Annotated in this window: 22 protein-coding genes; 14 read left to right on the top strand and 8 right to left on the bottom strand. The window is 66.4% G+C overall.

The window, feature by feature from the left end; genetic code table 11:
• Positions 1–259 precede the first annotated feature (259 nt).
• Complete coding sequence (locus FPZ47_RS18825) at positions 260–1,258, top strand: acyl-CoA dehydrogenase family protein (protein ID WP_144953811.1); 999 nt, start codon at positions 260–262, stop codon at positions 1,256–1,258.
• On the top strand, positions 1,242–2,417 hold the full coding sequence (locus FPZ47_RS18830; RefSeq protein WP_144953808.1) for an acyl-CoA dehydrogenase family protein: 1,176 nt from the start codon (positions 1,242–1,244) through the stop codon (positions 2,415–2,417). The genes FPZ47_RS18825 and FPZ47_RS18830 overlap by 17 nt, the downstream gene beginning before the upstream one ends.
• A 61-nt stretch (positions 2,418–2,478) precedes the next feature.
• Here the strand turns inward: FPZ47_RS18830 and FPZ47_RS18835 are convergent, their stop codons facing one another.
• The 4 genes from FPZ47_RS18835 to FPZ47_RS18850 are packed head-to-tail and all read right to left on the bottom strand — an operon-like array spanning position 2,479 to position 5,690.
• Positions 2,479–3,843 (bottom strand): cytochrome P450, encoded by a 1,365-nt coding sequence (locus FPZ47_RS18835; protein ID WP_144953805.1) that lies wholly within the window; start codon positions 3,841–3,843, stop codon positions 2,479–2,481.
• A 14-nt stretch (positions 3,844–3,857) separates the two neighbouring features.
• Positions 3,858–4,058, bottom strand: coding sequence for a ferredoxin (locus tag FPZ47_RS18840; protein WP_144953802.1), 201 nt, complete (start codon positions 4,056–4,058; stop codon positions 3,858–3,860).
• 25 nt (positions 4,059–4,083) lie between these two features.
• Positions 4,084–4,944, bottom strand: a complete 861-nt coding sequence (locus FPZ47_RS18845; RefSeq protein ID WP_144953817.1) for a mycofactocin-coupled SDR family oxidoreductase — start codon at positions 4,942–4,944, stop codon at positions 4,084–4,086.
• 44 nt (positions 4,945–4,988) lie between these two features.
• Positions 4,989–5,690: an SDR family NAD(P)-dependent oxidoreductase gene (locus FPZ47_RS18850; protein ID WP_144953799.1), complete on the bottom strand. Its 702-nt coding sequence runs from the start codon at positions 5,688–5,690 to the stop codon at positions 4,989–4,991.
• Between the two features lie 360 nt (positions 5,691–6,050).
• Between FPZ47_RS18850 and FPZ47_RS18855 the strand changes: the two genes are divergently transcribed.
• The 10 genes from FPZ47_RS18855 (at position 6,051) to FPZ47_RS18900 (ending at position 18,574) form a co-directional block, all read left to right on the top strand.
• Positions 6,051–7,487 carry an aldehyde dehydrogenase family protein gene (locus tag FPZ47_RS18855; protein WP_246133481.1) on the top strand — a complete coding sequence of 479 codons (1,437 nt, stop codon included), beginning with the start codon at positions 6,051–6,053 and terminating at the stop codon, positions 7,485–7,487.
• Entirely contained in the window at positions 7,484–8,689 is a 1,206-nt protein-coding gene (locus tag FPZ47_RS18860; RefSeq protein ID WP_144953793.1) for a CaiB/BaiF CoA transferase family protein, read from the top strand. The genes FPZ47_RS18855 and FPZ47_RS18860 overlap by 4 nt, the downstream gene beginning before the upstream one ends.
• A 269-nt stretch (positions 8,690–8,958) precedes the next feature.
• A complete protein-coding gene (locus FPZ47_RS18865; RefSeq protein ID WP_144953790.1) occupies positions 8,959–9,768 on the top strand; it encodes an MlaE family ABC transporter permease in 810 nt (269 codons plus the stop codon).
• Positions 9,769–9,793: 25 nt separating this feature from the next.
• Positions 9,794–10,642 (top strand): MlaE family ABC transporter permease, encoded by an 849-nt coding sequence (locus FPZ47_RS18870; RefSeq protein WP_144953787.1) that lies wholly within the window; start codon positions 9,794–9,796, stop codon positions 10,640–10,642.
• Positions 10,643–10,662: 20 nt separating this feature from the next.
• Entirely contained in the window at positions 10,663–11,940 is a 1,278-nt protein-coding gene (locus FPZ47_RS18875) for an MCE family protein (protein WP_144953784.1), read from the top strand.
• Positions 11,937–12,980 (top strand): MCE family protein, encoded by a 1,044-nt coding sequence (locus FPZ47_RS18880; RefSeq protein ID WP_144953782.1) that lies wholly within the window; start codon positions 11,937–11,939, stop codon positions 12,978–12,980. Before FPZ47_RS18875 ends, FPZ47_RS18880 begins: the two co-directional genes overlap by 4 nt.
• A complete protein-coding gene (locus FPZ47_RS18885; protein WP_144953779.1) occupies positions 12,973–14,055 on the top strand; it encodes an MCE family protein in 1,083 nt (360 codons plus the stop codon). The genes FPZ47_RS18880 and FPZ47_RS18885 overlap by 8 nt, the downstream gene beginning before the upstream one ends.
• Entirely contained in the window at positions 14,052–15,476 is a 1,425-nt protein-coding gene (locus FPZ47_RS18890) for an MCE family protein (protein ID WP_144953776.1), read from the top strand. Before FPZ47_RS18885 ends, FPZ47_RS18890 begins: the two co-directional genes overlap by 4 nt.
• A complete protein-coding gene (locus FPZ47_RS18895) occupies positions 15,473–16,819 on the top strand; it encodes an MCE family protein (RefSeq protein WP_144953773.1) in 1,347 nt (448 codons plus the stop codon). Before FPZ47_RS18890 ends, FPZ47_RS18895 begins: the two co-directional genes overlap by 4 nt.
• Complete coding sequence (locus FPZ47_RS18900) at positions 16,820–18,574, top strand: MCE family protein (RefSeq protein ID WP_144953770.1); 1,755 nt, start codon at positions 16,820–16,822, stop codon at positions 18,572–18,574.
• A 96-nt stretch (positions 18,575–18,670) separates the two neighbouring features.
• Here the strand turns inward: FPZ47_RS18900 and FPZ47_RS18905 are convergent, their stop codons facing one another.
• The 3 genes from FPZ47_RS18905 to FPZ47_RS18915 form a co-directional block, all read right to left on the bottom strand.
• Positions 18,671–19,186, bottom strand: coding sequence for an Rv2253/PknI dimerization domain-containing protein (locus FPZ47_RS18905; protein WP_144953767.1), 516 nt, complete (start codon positions 19,184–19,186; stop codon positions 18,671–18,673).
• 93 nt (positions 19,187–19,279) lie between these two features.
• Complete coding sequence (locus FPZ47_RS18910; RefSeq protein ID WP_246133480.1) at positions 19,280–19,864, bottom strand: twin-arginine translocation pathway signal; 585 nt, start codon at positions 19,862–19,864, stop codon at positions 19,280–19,282.
• Complete coding sequence (locus FPZ47_RS18915) at positions 19,861–20,625, bottom strand: hypothetical protein (protein WP_144953765.1); 765 nt, start codon at positions 20,623–20,625, stop codon at positions 19,861–19,863. Before FPZ47_RS18915 ends, FPZ47_RS18910 begins: the two co-directional genes overlap by 4 nt.
• A gap of 149 nt (positions 20,626–20,774) precedes the next feature.
• Here FPZ47_RS18915 and FPZ47_RS18920 point away from each other — a divergent pair, with 149 nt between their 5' ends.
• Both FPZ47_RS18920 and FPZ47_RS18925 read left to right on the top strand, forming a co-directional pair.
• A complete protein-coding gene (locus FPZ47_RS18920; RefSeq protein WP_144953762.1) occupies positions 20,775–21,179 on the top strand; it encodes a hypothetical protein in 405 nt (134 codons plus the stop codon).
• Positions 21,180–21,331: 152 nt separating this feature from the next.
• Positions 21,332–21,946 (top strand): ISAs1 family transposase, encoded by a 615-nt coding sequence (locus FPZ47_RS18925; protein ID WP_168209497.1) that lies wholly within the window; start codon positions 21,332–21,334, stop codon positions 21,944–21,946.
• 191 nt (positions 21,947–22,137) lie between these two features.
• Here FPZ47_RS18925 and FPZ47_RS18930 read toward each other — a convergent pair whose 3' ends face one another.
• Complete coding sequence (locus FPZ47_RS18930) at positions 22,138–23,478, bottom strand: transposase (RefSeq protein WP_144953756.1); 1,341 nt, start codon at positions 23,476–23,478, stop codon at positions 22,138–22,140.
• Positions 23,479–23,531: the final 53 nt, after the last annotated feature.

Consider the following 23,531-nt stretch of genomic DNA (forward strand, 5'->3'; position numbering starts at 1 on the left):
GAACCCCATCGACAGCGCCGGCGGGTCACCCCTACCTGCGCTCACCGGCTTGTGGTCACTTCTATTTTCGTGTCAGAGCGACGGCATAGCCGGCTGTTCACCCCCATGGGCGCCAACGACCAGCTCTTCTGGAAGAGCTGGGCGCGGCCTCGGCTTTCGCCGTTGATACCGGGCACCCATAACCCAGTTTCCGAGATCAATACTTTCGTATGCGAGAATGGTGTTCTCGTGACGGCGGTGACGACAGGAGGCGGCCGGGATGCTGTTGGAGTTCGATGCCGATCAACGGCTGTGGCAAAGCACAGTGCGCGACGCGCTCACCAAGCAGTGTCCCCCCTCGCTGGTCCGCAGCATCGCCGAGGACGGCGTGGACCCGAGCCCACTGTGGAAGTCCTACGTGGACCAGGGCTGGACCGAACTGAACGAGCCGGAAAGCATGGTGGAGCTGGCCATCGTGCTCGAGGAGTTGGGGCACGCGACCGACCCGACGCCGTTCCTTGCGACGATGAGCCAGTTCGCTCCGTTGGCGGCCGAGCGCTTCGACCCCCACGAGTCGGGCACCGCCGTGCACGCCGGGGTGACGGCGCACCGCGATGCCGACGGCTGGGTGCTGGACGGCACGGCCCGAAACGTCCTGGACGGGGATCGTGTCGACCGGCTCGCGGTGGTCACCGACGCCGGGGTGTTCCTCGCGGAGGCCGGCGCCGTGTCGGCCCGCCGCTCGGCGGTGTTCGACCCCGTGCTGCACGTCGCGGATCTGTCGTTTTGCGGAGTGCGGGTGACCGACGATGCTCGGCTCGCCGTCGACTCCGAGCGCGCACACCACGTGGCGTTGGCCGGCATGGCAGTCACGATGGTGGGAGCGTGCCAGCGCATCCTCGATCTGGTCCTCGACCACGTCCGCAACCGGCACCAGTTCGGTGTGCCGATCGGTTCCTTCCAGGCCGTGCAGCACAAGGCGGCCGACATGCACGTCGCGGTGCAACGGGCCCGCGCGCTGGCGTACTTCGCGGCATTGACGATCGCGGCGGACGACCCGCGGCGCCGGCTGGCGGCCGCGATGGCCAAGGCCTCGGCCGGGGAGTGCCAGTCGCTGGTATTCCGGCACGGTTTACAGCTTTTCGGCGCCATGGGTTTCACGTGGGAGAACGACCTGCAGTTCGCGTTGAAGCGGGCCAAGGCGGGGGAGTTGATGCTGGGCGGGGCCGCCGAACATCGCGCGCGGATCGCCGAGGAGTACCGTGCAGCTGACTTTTGACCCCGACGTCGAGGCGTTCCGCGGGCAGTTCTCGGCCTTCCTCGACGAAAACCTGCCTCCCGCAAGCGAGACGCTCGAGCGTCCGCGCTCGGTCTCGCACATGCCGGGATGGGCGCGCCGTTGGCAGCGGCTGCTGTTCGACAACGGCTGGCTGCTGCCCGCCCAGCCCCCGGAGTTCGGCGGCCGCAACGCGACGGTGGTCCAGCAGTTCGTCTACCTCGAGGAGCTCAGTCGCCGGCGGATCTACCACAGTTTCAACCCGCAGGGCGTGAACATCGTTGCGGCGTCGCTGTTGTCGTTCGGCAGCGACGAGCAGAAGCGCCGCTGGGCGGTGCCGATCCTGCGCGCGGAGATCACCGCGTCGCTGGGCATGAGCGAGCCCGGCGCCGGCTCCGACCTGGCGTCGCTGCGCACCCGCGCGGTCCTCGACGGCGATCACTTCGTGGTCAACGGCCAGAAGGTGTGGACGTCGGGAGCCCACGACGCCGACGTGTTGTTGGCCTTCGTGCGGACCGACCCCGATGCGCCCAAACACAAGGGCATCAGCGCCCTGGTGATCCCGACCGACACCCCGGGCGTGGTGCGCCGGCCGTTCCCGTCGATCTGCTCGGCCCACGACCTGGACTTCAACGAGGTGTTCTTCACCGACGCGCGGGTGCCGGCCGAAAACCTCGTCGGGGGTTTGAACGAGGGCTGGCGGGTGGCCAACGGATCGCTCGGGCACGAGCGCACCATGATGTGGTTGGGGTTCGCCGACCGGCTCGACAACATGATCGCCGACTTCCGTCCGGCCACCGAGGTCGAGCGCGACCAGTACGCCGTCACCATCATGGACAAACAAGCCCTGCGCCTGCTGGGTTCGGTCGCGTTGGCCGGTGCCGCCCGCGGTGAGGACGACACGTCGGCGATCTCCGTTCTCAAGCTGCTGGGATCGGAGGCCGAGCTGCGCGCCATGGAACTCGCGCTGACGTCCGCCGGAGCCGACGGGCTCATGCACCCGGGACAGAGCGGGCCGTATGCGCCGATGAACCTCGACCACTGTTTCGCCAGCCGGTTCGAGCGCTTCGCCCGCAGCTTTTCCGGGACCATCGCCGGGGGCACCTCGGAGATCCAGCGCAACATCATCGCGCAGCGAGTGCTCGGCCTACCCCGCGGCTAAATGACGCGAGCAGACCCAAAATCCCCCGCGCGCTCGGCGTGTCGGGGGATTGTGCGTCTGCTCAGTTGATGACGGCGGCTTCCTTGCGTTCGGTGATCGGCCGCGCGAGCTCCTGCTCGTCGCAGATGCGTTGCAGTTTGTCCAGCGTCTCGTCCAGCCCCGCGCCGACCCGCTGACCCGGTGTGAAGGTCGCCGGCAGCTTGCGCATGCCCTGGATGACGCCGATCGTCTCGTAGTGGACCGTGCCCTCGGGATCGCAGCGGTAGTCGGGCATCCGGTCGAGCACCGCGGTCAGCATGGACTTGAACACGGTGCGGGCCACGTTGGATCCGGCGCACCGGTGCACACCGAGGCCGAAACTGAAGTGGCGGTTGCCTTTACGGTCGAGGACGATCTCGTCTGGGTCGTGGAACACCGTCGGGTCGCGGTTGGCCATGGCCCACGAGATCCACAGGCGCTCACCCTCTTTGAACTGTGTCCCGTCGAGTTCGACGTCGTCGGAGAAGGTCCTGCCGTCGCCGGGCGCCGGGGTGAAGTAGCGCAGGAACTCCTCGGTCGCCGGGTCGAGCAGCGTGTCGCGCTCCCGGCTGAGCAACTCGCGCTCGGCGGGATGCTCCGAAAGCCATTCCAGCGAATGGGCGGTCAGGGCCGTCGTGGTGTCGAAACCACCACCGATGATCAGTCCGAGGTTGCCGAGGATCTCCAGATCCGGGGCGGGCTCGCCGTCGATCCGCATCTGCAGCAGCGCGTTGACCAGCCCCGGTCGCGGGGCGTTGCGGATCTCGATCATGTTGTTGACCAGGTCGATGCCCATCTGCCGGTGCATCTCGGTGACCCGCTGGATGTCGGGGGAGTGCTCGGGCGTGTACACCGCGGCGTGGGTCGGCTCGCTGTACAGCTGCCAGTTCTTCAGCGGAATGCCCATCATCGCCAGCGTCAGCACGGCGGGCACCACGTTGGCCAGATCATCGACGAAGTCGATGCGGCCCTCGTGGATCTTCTCGTCGAGGCAGGCGCGCGTCACGTCGTTGACGAAGGGCTCCCAGCGCTTGACGGCGGCCGGCGACAGGTAGGGGTTGAGCACGCTGCGGTAGATGTGGTGCCCGGGGTTGTCCATCTCCAGGATGCCGCCCCGCACCTGGTTGATCCGGCTCGCGGTGGGAATCGAAATGCCCTTGTAGCCGCGGCGTTCGTTGTGGATGTCGTGGTCGTTGGACACCGCAGGGCAGCGGGCGAGCTCGAACACCTCGTGGCTGCCCGCCGCGACCCAGTGCCCACCGTAGGTGTCGCTCCACGCCATCGGGCACCGGGCGTGCATCTCCTTGGTGATCTGGCTGAAGCGGGAGCGGTACTCCGGGGAGTGCCGCTCGAACTGATACCGGTGCTTCTTGCGGTCGCTGTCGCTCACGACGTCGTCGACACTCAAGGCGCCGTCTCCCTTCAGGTTTCGTCCGTGATGATGATGGCCTGCTCGGGACAGGATTGCGCGGCCTCGCGGACCTTGGCCTGCCGCTCGGCCGGCACCACCTCGTCGATCGCCGACGAGCTGCCGTCGATGTCGCTGAGCTGGAAGGACTCCGGAGCGATCATCGAGCACAGGGTGTGGCCCTGGCAGCGTTCTGGATCAACCCAGACTTTCACTGACTCCTCCGATGGTTCTGTAGGCTCACTGCTGGTAGTCGTACCACTTGAGGTAGCCGCCCGCGTCGACGCGCAACTGCATACCGGTGACGTAGCGGGCCTCGTCGGAGGCCAGCCACAGCACGGCGTTGCTGATGTCCGCCGGCTCGACGTAGGGAATCCTCATCGCCTGCTGCACACCGAACACCGGCTCCGCGTCGGCCCGCGTCGGGTTCTCCAGGTCCGGCCGGAACGAGCGGTACATCGGCTCGCTCTGCAACATCGGCGTGTTGGTGTTCGTCGGGTGGATGGCGTTGGCGCGAATCCCCAACGGCGCCAGCTCGGTGGCGAGGTCGTGCACGTAGTGCGCGATCCCGCGCTTGGAGTGGATGTAGGCCATGCCGCCGGGGTCGGCGCCCGGGTTGTCCTTCTTGGCCGTGTCCATCAGCGCGGCGGTCGATCCGGTCGCGATGATCGAGGCCCCGGAACCCAGGTGCGGCAGCGCAACCTGAATGGCGTTGATGGTGCCGACCAGGTTGGTGTTGATCACGTCGCACCACGCCTGCAACGGCGGCGCGCCCTTCATGCCGGCGACCCCGGCCTGGGCCACCACGATGTCGAGCCTGCCGAACTCGGCGAGCCCGCTGTCCAGCGCGGCGCGCAACTGGCCGGCGTCGCGCACGTCGGCCTGCGCGGTCACGACCGCTTGGCCGGTCTTCTCGACGAGCCGCGCGGTCTCGTCGAGATCCTCGGGGGCGGCCAAGGGGTAGCCGATGCTGTCGAGGTTCGCGCACAGGTCGACGGCGATGATGTCGGCGCCTTCCTCGGCCAGGCGCACCGCGTGACTGCGGCCCTGACCCCGCGCCGCGCCGGTGACGAAGGCGACCTTCCCGCTGACGCGTCCCACAGCGCTGTCTCCCACCGTTTGTCCCTCCAGTTGCTTGCCGGGTGTCAGGTGTTGCGGCCGCCGTTGACGCCCAGGATCTGGCCGGTGATGTAGCCGGCTTCCTCGGACACCAGGAAGGCGCACGCGGCCGCGATGTCCTCCGGCTTGCCCATCCGGCGCACCGGGGTGCGCGCGATGGTCTCCTCGATGCTGCCCAGGAACCCGTTCTTCTCGGCGGCGCGCAGCATCGGGGTGTCGATGAATCCCGGCGGCACGGCGTTGACCGTGATCCCGCTCGGCCCGTACTCGAGTGCCAGCGACTTGGTCAGGCCGTTGACTGCGGACTTGGCCGCCACGTAGTGGCTCATATAAGGAGCGCCGGAGTGCGTGCTCGACGAGGAGATGTTGACGATCCGGCCCCACCCGGCCTGCACCATGTCGGGCAGCACCGCCTGGATCGTGTGGAAGACCCCGTTGAGGTTGACGTCGATCACCCGCTGCCAGTCCTCGAACGTGAGATTGGTGAAGCGCTTGAACCCGTCGCGTCCCGCGGCGTTCACCAGCACCGTCACGGGACCCAGCTGGGCGCGGATCGCCGACAGGGCGGCGTCCACCTGCGAGCGGTCGGTGACGTCGGCGGTGAAGGCGAAATCGGCGTCCGACGGATTCAGATCGAGCGTGGCGACGTCGAGACCGTCGGCCCGCAAGCGGTTCGCCACGGCCAGGCCGATGCCGGAGCCGCCCCCGGTCACCACTGCGGTCTTCACGTCCCCACCACCAGGCAAGCCCCCATTGCCGACACGTCCATCTCAGTCACAAAGAATCTCCCTTACAATTATGAGAACCTTACTCTCACGCCGGATCGGCGTGCAACATCGCCGCGAAACCACCAACACCCTGCGTCAAGGGGCCGGGTGGAGTGCCGTCGCAGCCGTTGCGACGCCGGTCAATGCGCCGACCTGGTACCGCGACTTTCTTGAATTCTCGAGATGTGAATGTAAGATTCGCCGGGTAAGAGAACCAAGTTTTCGTGACCGGCACCACAAAAGGGGGTACGAATGCCAGCGCCGCACACCGCGGAAGCAGTCGCGGGGGCCGCGCCCGAGCCGTACGTCGACCGCCGGCTCCTGATCGACGGCCGGTTGCTCAGCGCCGACACGACGTTCCCGTCCCTCAACCCCGCGACCGGCGCCGTCGTCGGCCATGCGCCCGACGCCGGGCTCGCGGAGGCCCGCGCGGCGATCGCGGCGGCCCGCCGGGCGTTCGACACCACCAGCTGGCCCACCGATGTCGAGTTCCGGATCCGCTGCCTCGGCCAGCTGCACCGGGCGCTGCGCGACCACGCCGAGGAGTTGCGCGCACTGACGATCGCCGAAGTCGGCGCCACGGTAGCGCTCACCCACGGCGCCCAGCTCGACGAGCCGATCGACATCGTGCGCTATTACGCCGACGTGCTGCGCGGCTATCAGTTCACCGAAGACCTCGGCGAGAAAGAATCGCGCGGCATGCGCCATCACCGCTGGGTGGAAAAGGAAGCCGCCGGGGTGGTCGCGGCGATCATCGCCTACAACTACCCGAATCAGCTCGCGCTGGCCAAATTGGCTCCCGCGCTGGCGGCCGGATGCACCGTGGTGCTCAAGGGTGCGCCGGACACGCCGCTGGTCACGCTCGCGCTCGGCGAGGTGATTGCCGAGCACACCGACATTCCCGACGGCGTGGTCAACGTGCTCAGTTCGTCGGACCCTGCCGTCGGGGGAGCGCTGACGACCAGCCCCGACGTCGACGTCGTCACCTTCACCGGGTCGACCCCCGTCGGGCGGCAGGTCATGGCCGCGGCCAGCGAGACGGTCAAACGCGTGTTTTTGGAATTGGGCGGCAAGTCGGCGGTCATCATGCTCGATGACGCCGACTTCGCCGGCGCCGCCATGTTCGCCGCCTTCAGCATGGTCAGCCACGCGGGACAGGGCTGCGCGCTCACGTCCCGCCTGCTGGTGCCCAGATCCCACCACGACGAGATCGTCGAGATGATCGCGGCCAACTTCGCCAAGGTGCGCCACGGCGATCCGGCCGATCCGAAAACCTTGATGGGACCGCTGATCAACGAACGCCAGCGCGACAAGGTCGACGGCATGGTGCGGCGGGCCGTCGCCGCGGGGGCGACGCTGGTCACCGGCGGCAAGCGCCTGGACCCCGGCTACTTCTACGCTCCGACCCTGCTGACCAATGTCGACCCCGACAGTGAGATCGCCCAGCAGGAGATCTTCGGACCGGTGCTCGTGGTTATCGCGTGCGACGACGACGACGACGCGGTGCGCATCGCCAACAACTCGATCTACGGGCTGGCCGGCGCCGTCTTCAGCCGCGACCAGGAGCGGGCGCTGGCGGTGGCGCGCCGGATCCGCGCCGGATCGTTCTCCATCAACGGCGGCAACTACTTCGGCGCCGACAGCCCGTTCGGGGGCTTCAAGCAGTCGGGGGTGGGCCGCGAGATGGGTGTGGCGGGGCTCGAGGAGTTCCTGGATCCAAAAACGTATGCGGTCCCGGTTGTGGGTGGTCGCGCGTGAGGCCGCTGGAGGGCATCCGCGTTCTGGAGGTCGCCATGTACGGGTTCGTCCCGTCGGCGGGCGCGGTGCTCGCCGAATGGGGCGCCGATGTCGTGAAGGTCGAGCACGCGGTAACGGGCGACCCGCAGCGCGGCCTGCGGCAGACCGGCATGCTGCGCGTCGAAGGCGAACCGAACCCCAACATCGAACACGCCAACCGGGGCAAGCGCAGCATCGGGCTGGACATGTCGGTGCCGGCGGGCAAGGACGTGCTCTACGAAATCGCCCGCCGCTCGGATGTGTTCCTGACCAGCTTCCTGCCCGGACACCGCAAGAAGTTCGGCATCGACGTCGACGACATCCGGGCGGTGAACCCGAAGATCATCTACGCTCGCGGCAGCGCACTGGGCCCGCGCGGTGACGAGGCGACCAAGGGCGGCTACGACATGACCGCCTTCTGGTGTCGCGCCGGAACCGCCGCCACGATTACCCCGGCCGGCACGCCCGGCATGATCGGGCCGCCCGGGCCGGCCTACGGCGACACCATCTCGGGCACCAACCTCGCCGGCGGCATTGCGGCCGCCCTGCTCAAGCGGGAGCGCACCGGCGAGCCCTCGGTCGTGGACGTCTCGCTGCTGGGCAGCGGCCTGTGGTCGATGGGCCACACGGTGGCGTTGACGAAACATTTGTCCCAACGAATGGAAGCACCGCCCCCGGGCGTCCATGGTGCACCCAACAATCCCCTGGTGGGTTTGTACACGACGTCCGATGGTCGCTACATCTCCTTCGTGATGATGCAGCCCACCAAGTTCTGGGCCGACGTGTGCCGGCACGTCGACCTGCCGGAGGTGGCCGACGACCCGCGCTTCGCCACGGTGGAGAGCATCGCCGCCAACACGGCCGACGCGGTCGAACTCGTGACCAAGGCCATCGCGACCCGCACGCTGGCCGAGTGGCGCGAGCGCTTCGCCACGCTGGCCGGGCCGTGGGCGCCGGTGCAGGACACCCTGCAGGCCGCCGACGACGCACAGGTCCGGGCCAACGAGTACCTGGTACGCGCAGGCGAACTCGACTTGGTCGCCAACCCGGTCCAGTTCGATGTCACCGCGCCCCACACCGGGCCGGCGCCCGGGTTCGCCGAGCAGACCGACGAGATCCTGATGGAAATCGGGCTCGACTGGGATAGCATCATCGAACTCAAGACGTCCGGCGCGGTCACCTAAGAGTGGAGCTGACCGAAATGTTTGCGCGTTCGAGAACTCTTATGCGGTTTTTACCCCGCGCGTTCGTGGCATGAGTCACAATGACCGCACGATTCCCCACGCGACAGAACGGAGGAGTGGCGTCAGATTGGTAGCGGCTAAGTCAGCGGCGATCGGTGCCGGGATATGGCTGCGCAGTGAGCATTTCGCCAACGACGGCCAGCCGAACCTACAGCAGCCGGTGCGCAAGAACGAGACTACCGGTCTCATAACGCGAAAAGAGTTCGCCGATGGCGATTAAGGGGGCAGACCGCTGGTCCGCGGGCATTTCGTTGGGGCGCGGCTCCAAGCCCATGCAGGCAGTCGGCGGCTTGTTCGCCATGTCGGCCGATGCGGTGAAGTTTTTGTTTCGCCGGCCGTTCCAGTGGCGCGAGTTCTTGGAGCAGTCGTGGTTTGTGGCGCGCGTCGCGATCGTGCCGACCTTGTTGGTGGCTATTCCGTTCACCGTCCTGGTCAGCTTCACGCTCAACGTCTTGTTGCGGGAACTGGGTGCCGCCGACCTGTCCGGTGCGGGTGCCGCGTTCGGTGCGGTCACCCAGGTCGGCCCGCTGGTGACGGTGCTGATCGTGGCCGGCTCCGGCGCGACGGCGATGTGCGCGGACCTGGGTTCGCGAACGATCCGTGAAGAGATCGACGCGATGGAGGTACTGGGTATCAACCCGATCCAGCGCCTGGTGACACCACGCATGCTGGCCGCGGGCTTGGTGGCGCTCCTGCTGAACAGCCTGGTCGTCATCATCGGCATCGTGGGCGGGTACGTCTTTTCGGTGTTCGTCCAGGACGTGAATCCCGGCGCGTTCGCGGCGGGAATCACGCTGCTGACCGGCGTGCCCGAGGTGGTCATTTCCTGCATCAAGGCAGCGCTTTTCGGCCTGATCGCCGGATTGGTCGCGTGTTATCGCGGGCTGACGGTGTCGGGTGGCGGTGCCAAGGCGGTGGGCAACGCCGTCAACGAAACGGTGGTTTTTGCGTTCATGTCGTTGCTCGTCGTCAATGTGGTCGTCACGGCTATCGGCATCCGATTTTCATCCAAGCAGTAGCTCGAGGGAGGTGTAAGGACACGCTGTGACGCAACTGAGAGCCGTCTACCCGCGTTTATCGCGACAACTTCACAAGCCCGCCGGCACCCTGGGCCGAATCGGCGATCACACGCTGTTCTACGGCCGGGCGATTGCCGGCGTACCTTTCGCGATGACCCACTACCGCCGCGAAATCATTCGCCTGATTGCTGAAATCAGCATGGGCGCTGGGACGTTGGCGATGATCGGCGGGACACTGGCAATCGTCGGTTTCATGACGCTGGCCGCGGGCGGCACGCTGGCGGTGCAGGGCTACAGCTCGCTGGGCAACATCGGTATCGAAGCGCTCACCGGATTCCTGGCGGCCTTCATCAACGTGCGCATCGCCGCACCGATCGTCGCGGGAATCGGTTTGGCGGCCACCTTCGGCGCCGGGGTGACCGCGCAGCTGGGCGCGATGCGGATCAACGAAGAAATCGACGCGCTGGAATCGATGGCGATTCGCCCGATTTCGTATCTGGTCAGCACCCGCCTGGTGGCCGGGATGCTGGCGATCACGCCGCTCTACAGCATCGCGGTGGTGCTGTCTTTCATGGCCAGTCAGTTCATCACGACGGTGCTGTTCGGCCAGTCCAGCGGGTTGTACAACCACTACTTCACCACGTTCTTGAATCCCATCGACTTGTTCTGGTCGTTTTTGGAGGCCGTGGCGATGGCGCTGACGATCTTGTTGATCCATACGTTCTACGGCTATTTCGCCTCCGGCGGCCCGGCCGGCGTGGGGGTGGCCACCGGTAACGCGGTGCGCACCTCGCTGATCGTGGTGGTGTCGGTGATCCTGCTGGTTTCGCTGTCCATCTACGGCTCCAACGGCAACTTCAACCTGTCCGGCTAGGGAAAGGCGGTGAAAGGAAAGTGACGCGTACCTTCGGGCCCGGTCCCATCGACCGCTCTGAAGCCGACAGCTCCGCTGGACCCGTCGCGGCATCGCCCGGCCGCAACTTTGGCGCGCAGTCCTATGCGCGTCCCCTCGCCGGGTTGGGGACGATCGTTGCGGTGGGCATCATCGTCGCACTCGCGTTGGGCCTGTTCCAGGGCAGTTTCACCAAGACCGTGCCGGTGACCGTGGTGTCGCCGCGCGCCGGCTTGGTGATGAACCCGGAAGCGAAGGTAAAGATGCGCGGCGTCGAGGTCGGCAAGGTCGGCTCGATTGACGTGCGGCCCAACGGTCAAGCCGTCCTGAACCTCGAGATGCAGCCGTCGCAAATGCATCTCATTCCGGCCAATGTGCTCGTCGACATCGCATCGACATCGGTCTTCGGTGCCAAATTCGTCGACCTGGTGCCGCCCGCCGACCCCGCACCGCAGCACCTCCAGCCGGGTGCCGTCCTGCAGAACAAGGACGTCACCGTCGAAATCAACACCGTATTCCAGCAATTGACGTCGGTGCTGTCGTCGATCGATCCTGCCAAACTCAACGAAACCCTGGGCGCGATCGCCTCGGCAGTGAACGGTCGGGGTCATAAGATCGGCCAGACGTTTTCCGACCTCGACGCCTTTCTGGCCAAGCAGGATGCGAGTCTGCCCGCGCTCAGCCACGACCTCGAGGCACTCCCCGTCGTGAGCAACGCGTACGCCGACGCGGCGCCGCACCTTTTGGCCACCATCGACAACACGGTCAAGATCAGCAAGTCGATCGTCGACGAGCAACAGAATCTCGACGCGTTCCTGCTCAGCTCAATCGGGTTGGCCGACACGGGCAATGACGTGCTCGGTGCCAACCGGCAGCCGCTGACCGACGTCCTTCATTTGCTGGTGCCCACCACGAACCTGCTGAACGAATACCACCAGGCCCTGTGGTGCGCTACCAAGGGGTCGCTGGAGAACCTGCATGCGCCGAACAACCCGGAGCCGATGATCTACGCGGAGGTCTTTCTTGGCTTTGGCGCCGAACGTTTCCGCTACCCGAGCAACTTACCCAAGGTGGCCGCGACCGGCGGGCCGCACTGCGAGAATCTTCCGGTGGTGCCCTACAACAAATCGCCGGAATTCGTGATCGCCGACGTCGGCGCGAATCCTCAGGAGTACGGCAACCAGCAGTTGCTGTTGAACTCCGACGCGCTCAAGCAGTTGCTGTACGGCCCGATCGACGGGCCGCCGCGCAACTCGTTCCAGGTTGGGCAGCCCGGATGACGGGCTCGCGCGGGATGATCATCAAGTTCGGGGCGTTCGCGCTCGTCATGACGCTGTTGACGGTGTCGTTGTTCTTCATCTTCGGGCAGTACACGACGGGCTCGACGGCAAAGTATTCCGCGCTCTTCAACGATGTTTCGCGGTTGAAGCCCGGACAGACGGTCCGGGTCGCCGGTGTCCGGGTGGGCACGGTCGGCAGCGTCTCGTTGCTTGCGGACAAAAAGGTTCTGGTGAAGTTCGACGCCGACCGCAGCGTCGTGCTCACCAACGGCACGAGGGCCATGATCCGCTATCTCAACCTCGTCGGTGACCGTTACCTCGAACTCGTCGACGGTCCCGGGTCCACCAGGGTGCTGCCGCCCGGGTCGGAGATCCCGATCGATCGGACCGCGCCGGCGCTCGACCTCGACCTGCTGCTCGGCGGGCTCAAACCCGTTACGCAGGGCCTTAATCCGCAAGACGTCAACCAGCTCAGCGCGGCGCTGATTCAGGTTTTCCAGGGCGAGGGCACAACGCTGAACTCGCTGTTCGCGAAGACGACGTCGTTTTCCAACACGCTGGCCGACAACGGCCAGACGGTGCAGGAGCTGATCGACAATCTCAACACCGTGGTGGCCACCGTCAACAAGGACGGCGGCAAATTCTCCGGCGCCATTGACAGGCTCGAAAAGCTGATCAGCGGACTGTCCAATGACCGTGACACCATCGGCACCGCGATCACCGCGCTGGACAACGGGACCGCCTCGATCGCGGACCTGCTCGGCCGCGCCCGGAAGCCATTGGGCGACACCGTGGACCAGCTGAATCGGTTGGCGCCGCTGCTCGACAGCGACGACAAGAACGTCATCGACATCTCGTTGCAGAAGTTGCCGCACAACATCAGGAAAATGAGGAGGCAGGGCGCCGACGGTGCCTGGTTGACCTATTACCTGTGCGGGCTGGAGCTGTGGGTGTCCGATTTGCAGTACCGGACGGTGAAGGTGGGCATAGGACACCAGACCACCGGCAGGTGCGCGGAGCCCAAGGATCCCAATGAATAAGTATCGAGGCGCCCAGCTGATCAAGCCGGGCTTTATCGGCGTCGTCTTGATCATTCTGATCATCGCCGTCGGGCTGAATCCGGACCAACTCCTGCAACGGGCCACCACGGTCCGCTACCAGGCGCTGTTCGCCGACGCCGGCGGTCTGGCGACCGGCAACGAGGTCACGGTCTCGGGAATCAAAGTCGGGACCGTGTCCGGGATGTCCCTGGACCACGGCGACGTACTGGTGACGTTCACCGTCAAGGGCAACGTTTTGCTGGGGTCCGCCAGTACGGCGCACATCAGGACGGGTTCGCTGCTGGGTCAGCGCATACTCACCCTGGAATCGGCCGGCAGCAGCACCTTACGTCCGATGACCGTCATCCCGGTGTCGCGCACCTCCTCGCCCTATTCGTTGTCCGAGGCGGTGGAGAACCTGACCAGCGACGTCGAGGGCACCGACACCGGTGTGCTCAACCAGTCTCTCGATACGCTCTCGGCGACGCTGAACGAGATTGCTCCGCAACTGGGTCCCACATTCGACGGGGTGTCCCGGCTCTCGCAAACCCTCAACGCGCGCAACAGGACTCTGGGTGAGCTGCTCAAGGGCGCCGCCGATGTCACCGGCATCCTGTCGCAACGCAGTCAGCAACTCAACACGCTGATCCTCAATGCCAACGACCTGGTGTCGATGCTGGTGGTGCGCCGCCAGGCGATCGTGCGGTTGCTGGAGAGCACGTCGGCGGTGGCCAGGCAGCTGACCGGCTTGGTGCACGACAACGAATCCAAACTGGCGCCGTCGCTGGAGAAGCTGAACCGTGTGACAGCGATATTGCAAAAGAACAAGGACAACATCGCCAAAAGCCTTCCCGGCCTGGCGCAGCTCGCGGTCCAAGGGGGCGAAACGGTGTCGAACGGGTTCTACTACAACTCGTTCATCCCCAACGAGTTCTTCATGCCCTTCTTCCAATGGTTGTTCGACTACAGCTTCGGCTTCCGCGCCTACGGACAGCCCGGCTCGCCGCCGGACAACGCCGGGCCGCGGGCATTCTTCCCGTTCCCGTTCAACTTCATGCCGGGGGGGACGCAATGACGCGGCTTGGGGAGATACCGCGCGGCAAGCTGAAGGTCGGGCTGGCGATCACGTTGGCCGGGCTGGTTGTCGTCGGCACGGCGGTCGCCATCCGCAACACGTTCTTCCGCGCGACGACGATCACCGCCTACTTCCCGACCGCCACCGCGATCTATCCCGGTGACGACGTGCGGGTGTCGGGCATGAAGGTCGGCACCATCGATTCGATCCAGCCGCAGGGCACCCGGGCGAAGCTGGTGATGCACGTCGACCACGGCGTGTCCATTCCCGCGGACGCGAAGGCGGTGATCGTCGCCCAGAATCTGGTGGCCGCACGCTACGTCCAGCTCACCCCGCCCTACCGGTCGAGCGGTCCCACCATGCGCGACGGTGCCGTGATACCGATCGACCGGACGGCCGTACCTGTCGAATGGGACCAGGTCAAGACCCAGTTGATGCGTCTGGCAACCGAATTGGGACCCAACAGCAAGGTGTCCACGCCGTCGGTGGCGCGTTTCATCGACAGTGCCGCCGACGCGCTGGGCGGGGACAACGGCGAGAAGCTCAGGCAGACACTGGCGCAGCTGTCGGGCGTGGCGCGGGTCTTCGCCAACGGCAGCGGCAACCTCGTCGACATCATCAGGAACCTGCAGACGTTCGTCTCGGCCCTGCGGGACAGCAATACCCAGATCGTGCAGTTCGACAACCGGTTGGCCACCCTCACCAGCGTGCTTGACGACAACAAGTCGGATCTGGATGCGGCTTTGACGGATTTGTCGGGTGCGGTCGGTGAGGTGCAGCGGTTCGTCGCGGGCAGTCGGGACGCGACCTCTGAGCAACTGACGCGGTTGGCCGACCTGACCCAGGTTCTCGTCGACCACAAGATGGCGCTGAAAAACCTTCTGCACGTTGCTCCGAACGGGCTCGCCAACTTCTACAACTCCTACGACCCGGATGTCGGGAACATTCGCGGCGGGGTCGACTTCCAGCAGTTGACCAATCCGACGTTCGCCTTCTGCTCGCAACTCGGGGCCCTGGAGAACGCCACCGCGAACGAGACCGGGAAATTGTGCGGCTTGTATCTGAGCCCGGCGTTGAAGGTGTTCAACCCGTTGATGTACTTCAACTTCAACTATGTCCCGATTCCGATCAACCCCATCCTGGCGCCGGTGTTCGATTCGAAAAACGTCATCTACACCGAGGATCGGCTGAAGCCGGGCGGGGAAGGCCCGAAGCCAACCGCGCCCGAGCTGCCACCCGCGGTGTCCGCGTACACCGGGCTGCCCGGTGATCCGGTGGGGCCGCCGGGGTCCGTGCCGCCGGCACGGATTCCGGGAGCGGCCATGCCGGAGCCTCCGCCGCCGACCACCCCGGTCGAGCCGGCGCCGGCTCCCGCGACCGTGCCCGACATGCTGCTGCCCGGTCAAGGTCAGCAACCATGACCGCGCGCGTCGCCATCCGGCGGATGTTCGGCATCGGCTGCTGCGTCATGCTGACCGTGACCGGATGCTCATTCAACGGCCTGAACTCACTGCCGCTGCCCGGCGCCGTCGGGCGCGGGCCGGGTGCCAGCACCTATCACGTTGAGATCGCCAATGTCGGTACGATGGAGGCCAATTCGCCGGTGATGGTCGACGACGTCATCGTCGGCAGCATCAGCAAGATGACGGTGCGGGGCTGGCACGCCAATCTGGACATCTCCGTCAATCCCGGCGTTTCGATACCGGCGAACGCGGTGGCCCGCGTCGGCCAGACCAGCCTGCTGGGGTCCATGCATCTCGAGCTGAATCCCCCCTTGGGTCAGCCGGCGACCGGGCGACTGCGACCGGGCGCCACCATTCCGCTGAGCCGGTCGGTGACCTATCCGTCGACCGAGCAGACCCTGTCGTCGCTGTCGGTGGTCCTCAACGCCGGCGGGCTGGGCCAATTCGGCGACATCATCCACAACTTCAACGGGGCCCTGTCCGGGCACGCGGGCGAGGTCCGCGATCTGCTCAGCCGCCTCGACAAGTTCATCGGCACACTCGATCAACAGCGCGACAACCTGGTGGCGTCGATCCAGGCATTGAACCGGTTGGGCTCCACCTTCGCCGCGCAGCGCGACGTGTTGACCCAGGCGCTATACAAGATCCCTCCTGCACTGGACGTGCTCACCAAGGAGCGGCCGCGCATCACCGAAGCACTGAACAAGCTCGGGACGTTCGGCAACACGACCGCCAAGCTCGTCAACGACGCCGGAGACGACTTGGTCAAGAACCTGCAAAACCTGGCGCCGGCGCTGGGCGCGCTCGCCGATGTCGGCCCGGAACTCGACAAGGCGCTGGCGTACGCCCCCACCTTCCCACTGACCCAGGGCTTCATCGACCGGTTCGTCCGCGGCGACTACGTCAACGGATACTTCGTCATCGACCTGACGAACGCCGGGCTCCGCAAGAGCATCCTGCTGGGCACCCACTGGGGACGGCTGGGCGCACAGACAGTTCCGATACCCGGGGACCCGGCGTACCTGCAATTCAGGTACGGCGCCCCGCCCGGGGCGCCCGGGGCACTGAGCGGTCCCGGCCCGGTCGGGCAACCGCTGCCGGGGCCCAACCCGCCGCCCTTCCAACCGGGAGTGCCGCCGCCGAACGCGGGGCCGCAGTACGGACCCCTGCCCGGGCCGGCTCCGCTGAGCCCGCAGTCGGCGGATGCACCGCCGCTGCCCGGGCCGCCGCCACCGGGCCCGGCCGCCCAGCCGAACGATCTGCTGCCGCCCGCGGCCACACCGGTGCAGGGGAGTCCGTAAATGCTGACCCGCTTTGTGCGTATCCAGCTGGCGATCTTCACGATCGTGGGGATCATCGGTCTGGTCGTCATGGTGGTCTGGTACATGCAGGTGCCCACGCTGCTGGGCATCGGCAAGATGACCGTCACGCTGGAGCTGCCGGCCACCGGCGGCCTGTACCGGTTCTCCAACGTGACCTACCGCGGCGTGCAGATCGGCAGGGTGACCGCGGTAGGGCTGACACCCACGGGCGTGCAAGCCACACTCTCCCTTGATACCTCGCCCAAGATTCCGGCGGATCTGAAAGCCGAGGTGCTCAGCATCTCCGCGGTGGGTGAGTACTACGTGGACCTGCGGCCGCGAACCGACTCGGCGCCTTTCCTGCGTGACGGCTCAGTCATCGCCAAGAACCAGACGACGCTTCCGCAGCCGATCGGTCCCGTGCTGGATCAGACCAATGCCTTGCTCAAGAGCATCCCCAAGGACAAGCTCAGCACGCTGCTCGACGAGACGTACCAGGGATTCAACGGCGCCGGCTACGACTTCCAGTCGTTGTTCGACTCTTCGGCACGGCTCTCCCATGATCTCAACGGCGTCTCCGACCGCGCGCAGACCCTGACCGAAGACACCGGCCCGTTCCTCGACGCACAGGCCCAGACGGCCGACTCGATCCGGACCTGGGCACGCAGCCTTGCCGGATTCACCGGGGAAGTGGCCAAAGACGATCCGCAGTTCCGCACGCTGCTGCAGAAGGGCCCCGGGGCGTTCAACGAGGCATCGCAACTGCTCGAGCAGATCAAGCCGACGCTGCCGATACTGCTCGCCAACCTCACCACGATTGGTCAGATCGGCGTGGCCTACCACGCCTCGATTGAGCAGATGCTGGTGTTGCTGCCGCCGTTCACCGCGGCGATTCAGTCATTCCTGCCGACCAAGACGGTGCAGGGTTTGCCCACGGGCGCCTTCAATCTCATCATCAGTGACCCGCCGCCGTGCACCGTAGGTTTCCTGCCGCCGAGCCAATGGCGCTCCCCGGCCGATACCCGCACCATAGACACGCCGGACGGGCTGTACTGCAAACTGCCGCAGGACTCGCCCATCGGGGTGCGTGGTGCGCGCAACTACCCGTGTATGGAGCGGCCCGGAAAGCGTGCGCCGACAGTCGAAATCTGCGAGAGCGACAAGCCATTCGAACCGCTCGCGATGAGGCAGCACACGTTCGGTACCTACCCGCTGGATCCCAACCTCATCGCGCAGGGCATCCCGCCGGACGACCGCGTCAACTGGAACAGGGAAAGAATCTTCGGCCCGGTGGAGGGCACGCCGATGCCCCCCGGAGCGGTTCCCCGGGGACCCGGAACGCCTTCACCGGCGGCGCCACCACCGGGGCCGCCGGCCCCGGCGGCAACGATGGGCGAGGTTTCCCCGATTGCACCACTTGACGTTCCGTCATCCCCGGCCGAGTTGCCGCCGATCACGCCGCCGACCCCGGTGGCTGTGTTGCCCATCGCCCCAGCCCCGGGGGTGCCGCCCCCGGGGGTGCCGGCCGATGCGCCGCCGCCCGCAGCGGCCCCACCGGCCGCTGGGCCGTCGGGACCGTCGGCTGCGCCGAGTGCTTTCGGGCGTTACGCGCCTGCGCCCGGTCCGTCGGTGGCCATCGCTCAGTACGACCCGCACACCGGTGTCTACGTCGCCCCCGACGGTCAGGCTTACCGTCAGTCGGATCTGGTGACGAAGAAGGGTCCCAAAACGTGGCAGGACCTGTTCGCCACGTAGCGTCCCGTGGCCCGGCTTCAGTCAGACATTCACTCAAACATTAAAAAGTCTCAAACATTCAGAAGTAAGGCGCACCTCAAGGTTTGGCGCCCGGGGTCACCCGATCTTGTCGAGCCTCAAGGGCTGGGCGATATCCAGCGGAAGGTTGTTGCCGCAGACGCCGGACGGACCGACCGTACGCTCGCTTCCGGCAAAAACCGGCGACCCGAGCACGTTCTCCCCGGTTACCGGGTCGGCGGGATAGAACATGATGTAGTCCGTCCCGGGGTGTGAGGTGCCGTCGGGACAGGTTTCCCAGTCCGGGATTTCGCGTTTGACGTACCAGTTGAGGCCGTCGAACATGGTCAGCGGCGCGCTCCAGCCTTGGTCGCTGACCACCTGGCCGGTGCAGTCGTAGGCGTTGGAGCACGAGGAGGTGATCTTCCAGGTGCTTCGCACCGTCGCCTCCTGGTGGTACACCTGCCGCGACCTCGCCCATTGTCCGACCACCGTGGCGGTATACGTGCCGTTGATGGCCGCGTTATAGGCCCGCGCCAACGGGGCCGTGCCCACCCCGCCGGCCAGACCGGCGACCGCCAATGCTGCGCTGATCGTCACGCTCATGGAACGCATCACGTGCTCCTCGACGCGTTAAATGCCGCCATTTTCAAGCGAACTCGAATTCACAGACTAACACCGTTGCCGCACATGACGGAATGGTTTCGATCATGATTTAGCCGGGCTCACGGCCTCGAAGTTTTCAATAAGCCATGAATCTTTGACCCTCGTAAGCACCACCTTGAGGCTGCTCGACGTGAGGACCGGATCAGGTTTGTCCTTGCTCGTCGTCTTCAGTGTCACGAATGCGAGGACGACCGCCGAATTCGGGTGCATTTCGGATACGGCGGCTTTGACCACGGTAGCGGTTGTGGTGACCTGGCCACGCATGGCCGCCGGCCCCACCACCTTTTCGGCGAACTGCTGATAGTAGTTCAGGTAGCTGTCGGTGACCCGCGATTTGGCATCGTCGAAATCCCGGGTCAGGGTGTCGGGCGAGTAGGACAGCAGCGCCACCGCACCGTCGCTGGCCGCCTTGACGGCCTGATGCCGTGCAGCGGCGTCGGTTTGCAGATCCGGTCGGTACGCGACGTAGAAATAGCCCGCAGCAAACCCCGTCGAGGCAACAAGCACTATCGTCAGCACAATCGGACGCCACCGTGCCAGGCCCCGGCGCAGCAGCCGCCCCACGCGTTTGACGCGGCTCGAGGGGCGTGGTGCGAGGTCCTGGGCCACCTCGTCGTCGACCGTCACGGGACGAACTCGACTCTCGACATCTTGAGTTGCCCGCCGTCTCTGAGGAGGTCGACCACGATCCGTATCGCCCTCGATTCCGGCTTGGCACCGCCGGGCTTGCCGAGCTCGGATTTCGCGGCGACCAAGACGATCGCCGAATTGTCGGTCATGGATTGCACCGCGACGGCTTGTACCGTGCCCTTGCTGCTGCCGTTCGACTGCTCGACCGCCTTGACGAATTCCTCGGCGGACAGCAAGATCCCGGCCTTGAACTGGCCGGTGGTCTCGTCGACGAAACGTTGCACGTCGGCTCTGGCCGTGCCGGAGTTGATCGTCAGCATGGTCTGGATCGAGTTGCGGGCCGCCGTGGCGAACTCCGCGGTGCGCTGCCGTTTCTGCACCGCCTCGTGGTGATGCCACAGCAGATAGCCGCTTCCCGCCAACGACGCGCAGATGGACCCGAACGCGGCCAGGACGGCCAGTGCTTTGCGACCCGGGCGACGTAGCCTCCGCCGTCGGGCAGCCGGTGGCGCCCCCGCGTCCGCGGACACCGCGTTGCCGTCGGTGGTTTCGCCATCGGCCAGGCTGCCCTGACCATCCGATGACGCGTCGGCCAGGTGGCGCAGCCGCAGCGCGCGGGCGCGAGCAGCCTCCGCACGGGCTTCTGCCCGGGCGAGTTCGTCCACGTCGGTTACTGAAGTCGACGCTGGGACGAAGCGGTCCTTCACCCCCCCGTCATCGGCATCGGGCTGGTCGGCCGGGAGCTTGCGCGGCGGCATGGATCACCTCCTCGTCCGCACCCTCGGAGAGCCACATTATCACTGGCAGAGGGGGCGACGGCGCCGTCGCCGGCGGCATTGCGCACGGCCGCTCTCGGCCAGGCAGAATTTCCTTCCCAATTTCCTCTCCGGCGTGGCAAAGTAGCCTGGTGCGCTTCATTGTGGCATCGGTCGCGGTATTGCTGGGCCTGAGTTTGTTCGGGGTTCCCCCGGCTGCCGCCGAGCCCAGCAGTTGCGACTACCCGGACTGCACCCCGGGAATCATCCCGCATCGCGTCCTCGGTGCGCCGTGCGACAACAGCACCTATTACGTATTCGGGACCGCCGACTACTACGTCTCCTTCGCCACCCAACCCGGCCGGCTGATGTTCTGCGGATCGCCGAGAAGGTATGAGCCCCGGTGGTTCCGGTCACCTCCGATGGTCGGCGTCAAAGACGAGGGCTCGTCGTGCATTGATTACCCGACGTATTACGTCGCGCAGGCGCCGGACGGGCTCTTTTTGGTCTGCAACGCGCATGACGGCACCCAAGTTTGGGAGCGCGGCGACACCTGAGCCGCGGGGGCAGGGTCCCGGAAAGGTTGGTGCGCGGGCCTGTGACCTCGGGAGTTATCGTCGTGTGACCGGCGTGGCGGCTGTGGCGGATGTGACCAACGGGTTTGGATGGGGTTACCAAGCCAACCACCCGAACCCGAGGTCACACCCGCGTGCCATCTTCCCCGACATTGCCTGCCGAGACGAACACGACGCGCCACGAACCGCTGTTGGCGGTGTTGCAGAGGGTGCCCGGCCCGCGCGACCGGCGCGGGGTGCGCTACTGGTTGGCCGGGGTGCTGGCACTGGCGGTCACCGCCACCGTGGCCGGGTGCCGTTCGTTCGCGGCGATCGGTCAGTGGGCCGCGGAGACCGCAGCCGACAAGCTGGCCTGCTTTGGATTCACCAGCGGTAGCGTCCCGGACGAGTCGACGTTGAGGAAGCTGTTCGCCCGCGTCGATGCCGACGCCCTCGATCGAGCGTTGGGCACGTGGATGTGGACGCGAACCTTCACCGTCGAGCAGCGCCGGGTGATCGCGTTGGATGGCAAGACCGTGCGAGGTGCGCGCACCCGCCCCGACGGTAAGGCGCCGCACCTGGTCGCCGCGTTCGACCATGGTGCCGGTGCGGTGCTCGGGCAGGTGGGCATCGATGCGAAGAGCAACGAAATACCTGCTGTGCGAACACTGTTGGGACAGTTCGATCTGGACGGGGCGGTGGTGACCCTCGATGCGATGCACACCCAGACCGACACCGCCACCGCGATCACCGGCGCTGGTGGGGACTAGGACTAGGCTAGGTGGCTGGTGTCGAACGGCCATTGCGGGAACGCTGGTTGACCGGTCGGGCTATTGGACGGTGCGCGCGTGGTCGTGAGTGGTTCCTAGCTCAGGTGAATTCGGTTGTCGTGATTGGCGATTCCGCTGCTTGGCTGGTCTACAGGCGGTCCTGGTGGGCCGGTTGGCTTCGCCGACCGGCCTCAGGTCGTGGCCGCGGCCCAGTTCCCGCCTGCCCGGTGTAATCCGAGCACGCCAAGGCGTGCGAGGTTGATCGCGGCGGCCAGCAGGGAGAAATCGGCGGCGACCTTGGTGCGGCCCCGGACGCGCGCACGGCGGCCACCGTGGCGGCGGCGCATCAGGTGGCCGATCTTGCGTTCCACTTTCGGGCGGGTGGCCTTGTAGTCGGCGACCCAGGCCGAGTCGTGCTGGGCGGCGCGGGCGCGGGCGAGTTCGGCCTCGTAGCGGCTGATCGTGATGGTGCGCCCGGCGGTCGAGCTGGTGCACTGGGTCGCCAGTGGGCAGGAGGTGCAGGCCGGGCCGAACACCGCGGTGCCGCCGCCGGCGGTGGCCGGGCGGATCGGCACGGTCACCGCGCCCGGGCAGGTGACCGTGCCCGAGTTCAGGTCGATGACGAAGCGGTCCTTGGCGTAGCGGCCGCCCGGCGCGGTCGGCGGCTGCACCTTGGTGAAGATATCGGCGCCCGCGGTTTCCAGCATGGCCAGCAGCTTGCCCGTACCGTAGGCGGCGTCGCCGTAGACCGCCGGCCCCTGCTGGTCTTCCAGGCCGCGCACACTACGGGCGTCCCCGTTCCCGTCACCGTCACCGGGAGCGTGTCCGGCCGCGATTGCCACGGTGGTCGCGCCGGCATCCGCGGCGAGGTTTGAGTCGCCGTGGGAATCATCGTGATCGCCGTCGGCGGTGTCGGTGTCCGCGGTCACCGGGGTGGGCAGGTCGTCGGCCAGCAGGTCGGCGGCGGGTTCGGCGTCGCCGGCGTTGCCCGCGGTGACCTCGGTGGCCGTGATGATCTCGACATCGGGGTCGATCGCGATGTGGCCCTTGTATCCGTTGAATCCACGCGCGGAGGTCTTGTGCCCGTGGCGCGCCTGCGGGTCCACCGTGGAGATCACCCGATCGGCGGCGACCCGCCGCGCGATGCGGAACACCCCGTCGTCGGCGTCTTGGTCGAGGTCCTGGCCGACCACGGTGGCCAGCAACTGCGCCGCCTTGTCGACCTCCGGCCCCAGCTGCTGCTCATCCAGGCAGGCCAGAAGCGCATACGCGTCGCGGGCCAGCGCGTCCACCAGCGCCTCGCGCGCCGCCGCATCGTCATAATCACACACCGGTTTTCCCGCCCGCGCGTAATCGTCGTCGCGGGACAGCCGCGCCCGCAACCGGGCCTGCAGCTCCGTGTCGGCCACAGCCAACAGCCCCCGGATCGCCGAGCGGATCAATGTGACCGTGTCCATCGTGGCCACCGCGTCATACAGCGGGGTCGAGTCCAGCACCCACTTACTAATGCGATCGTAAGTAAGTCGAGTCACGCCGCGATGTAGGCCAAATTCGGGTCACGGAAAAATCCCTGGACCAGGTGCGG

Source organism: Mycobacterium helveticum (assembly GCF_007714205.1).
GTDB classification, from domain to species: domain Bacteria; phylum Actinomycetota; class Actinomycetes; order Mycobacteriales; family Mycobacteriaceae; genus Mycobacterium; species Mycobacterium helveticum.

Excerpts from the sequence above, each read along its gene's own strand:
- FPZ47_RS18825 (WP_144953811.1), top strand. The coding sequence starts at position 260 with ATGCTGTTGGAGTTCGATGCCGATCAACGGCTGTGGCAAAGCACAGTG.
- FPZ47_RS18865 (WP_144953790.1), top strand. The coding sequence starts at position 8,959 with ATGGCGATTAAGGGGGCAGACCGCTGGTCCGCGGGCATTTCGTTGGGG.
- FPZ47_RS18880 (WP_144953782.1), top strand. The coding sequence starts at position 11,937 with ATGACGGGCTCGCGCGGGATGATCATCAAGTTCGGGGCGTTCGCGCTC.
- FPZ47_RS18885 (WP_144953779.1), top strand. The coding sequence starts at position 12,973 with ATGAATAAGTATCGAGGCGCCCAGCTGATCAAGCCGGGCTTTATCGGC.
- FPZ47_RS18890 (WP_144953776.1), top strand. The coding sequence starts at position 14,052 with ATGACGCGGCTTGGGGAGATACCGCGCGGCAAGCTGAAGGTCGGGCTG.
- FPZ47_RS18895 (WP_144953773.1), top strand. The coding sequence starts at position 15,473 with ATGACCGCGCGCGTCGCCATCCGGCGGATGTTCGGCATCGGCTGCTGC.
- FPZ47_RS18900 (WP_144953770.1), top strand. The coding sequence starts at position 16,820 with ATGCTGACCCGCTTTGTGCGTATCCAGCTGGCGATCTTCACGATCGTG.
- FPZ47_RS18905 (WP_144953767.1), bottom strand. The coding sequence starts at position 19,186 with ATGCGTTCCATGAGCGTGACGATCAGCGCAGCATTGGCGGTCGCCGGT.
- FPZ47_RS18915 (WP_144953765.1), bottom strand. The coding sequence starts at position 20,625 with ATGCCGCCGCGCAAGCTCCCGGCCGACCAGCCCGATGCCGATGACGGG.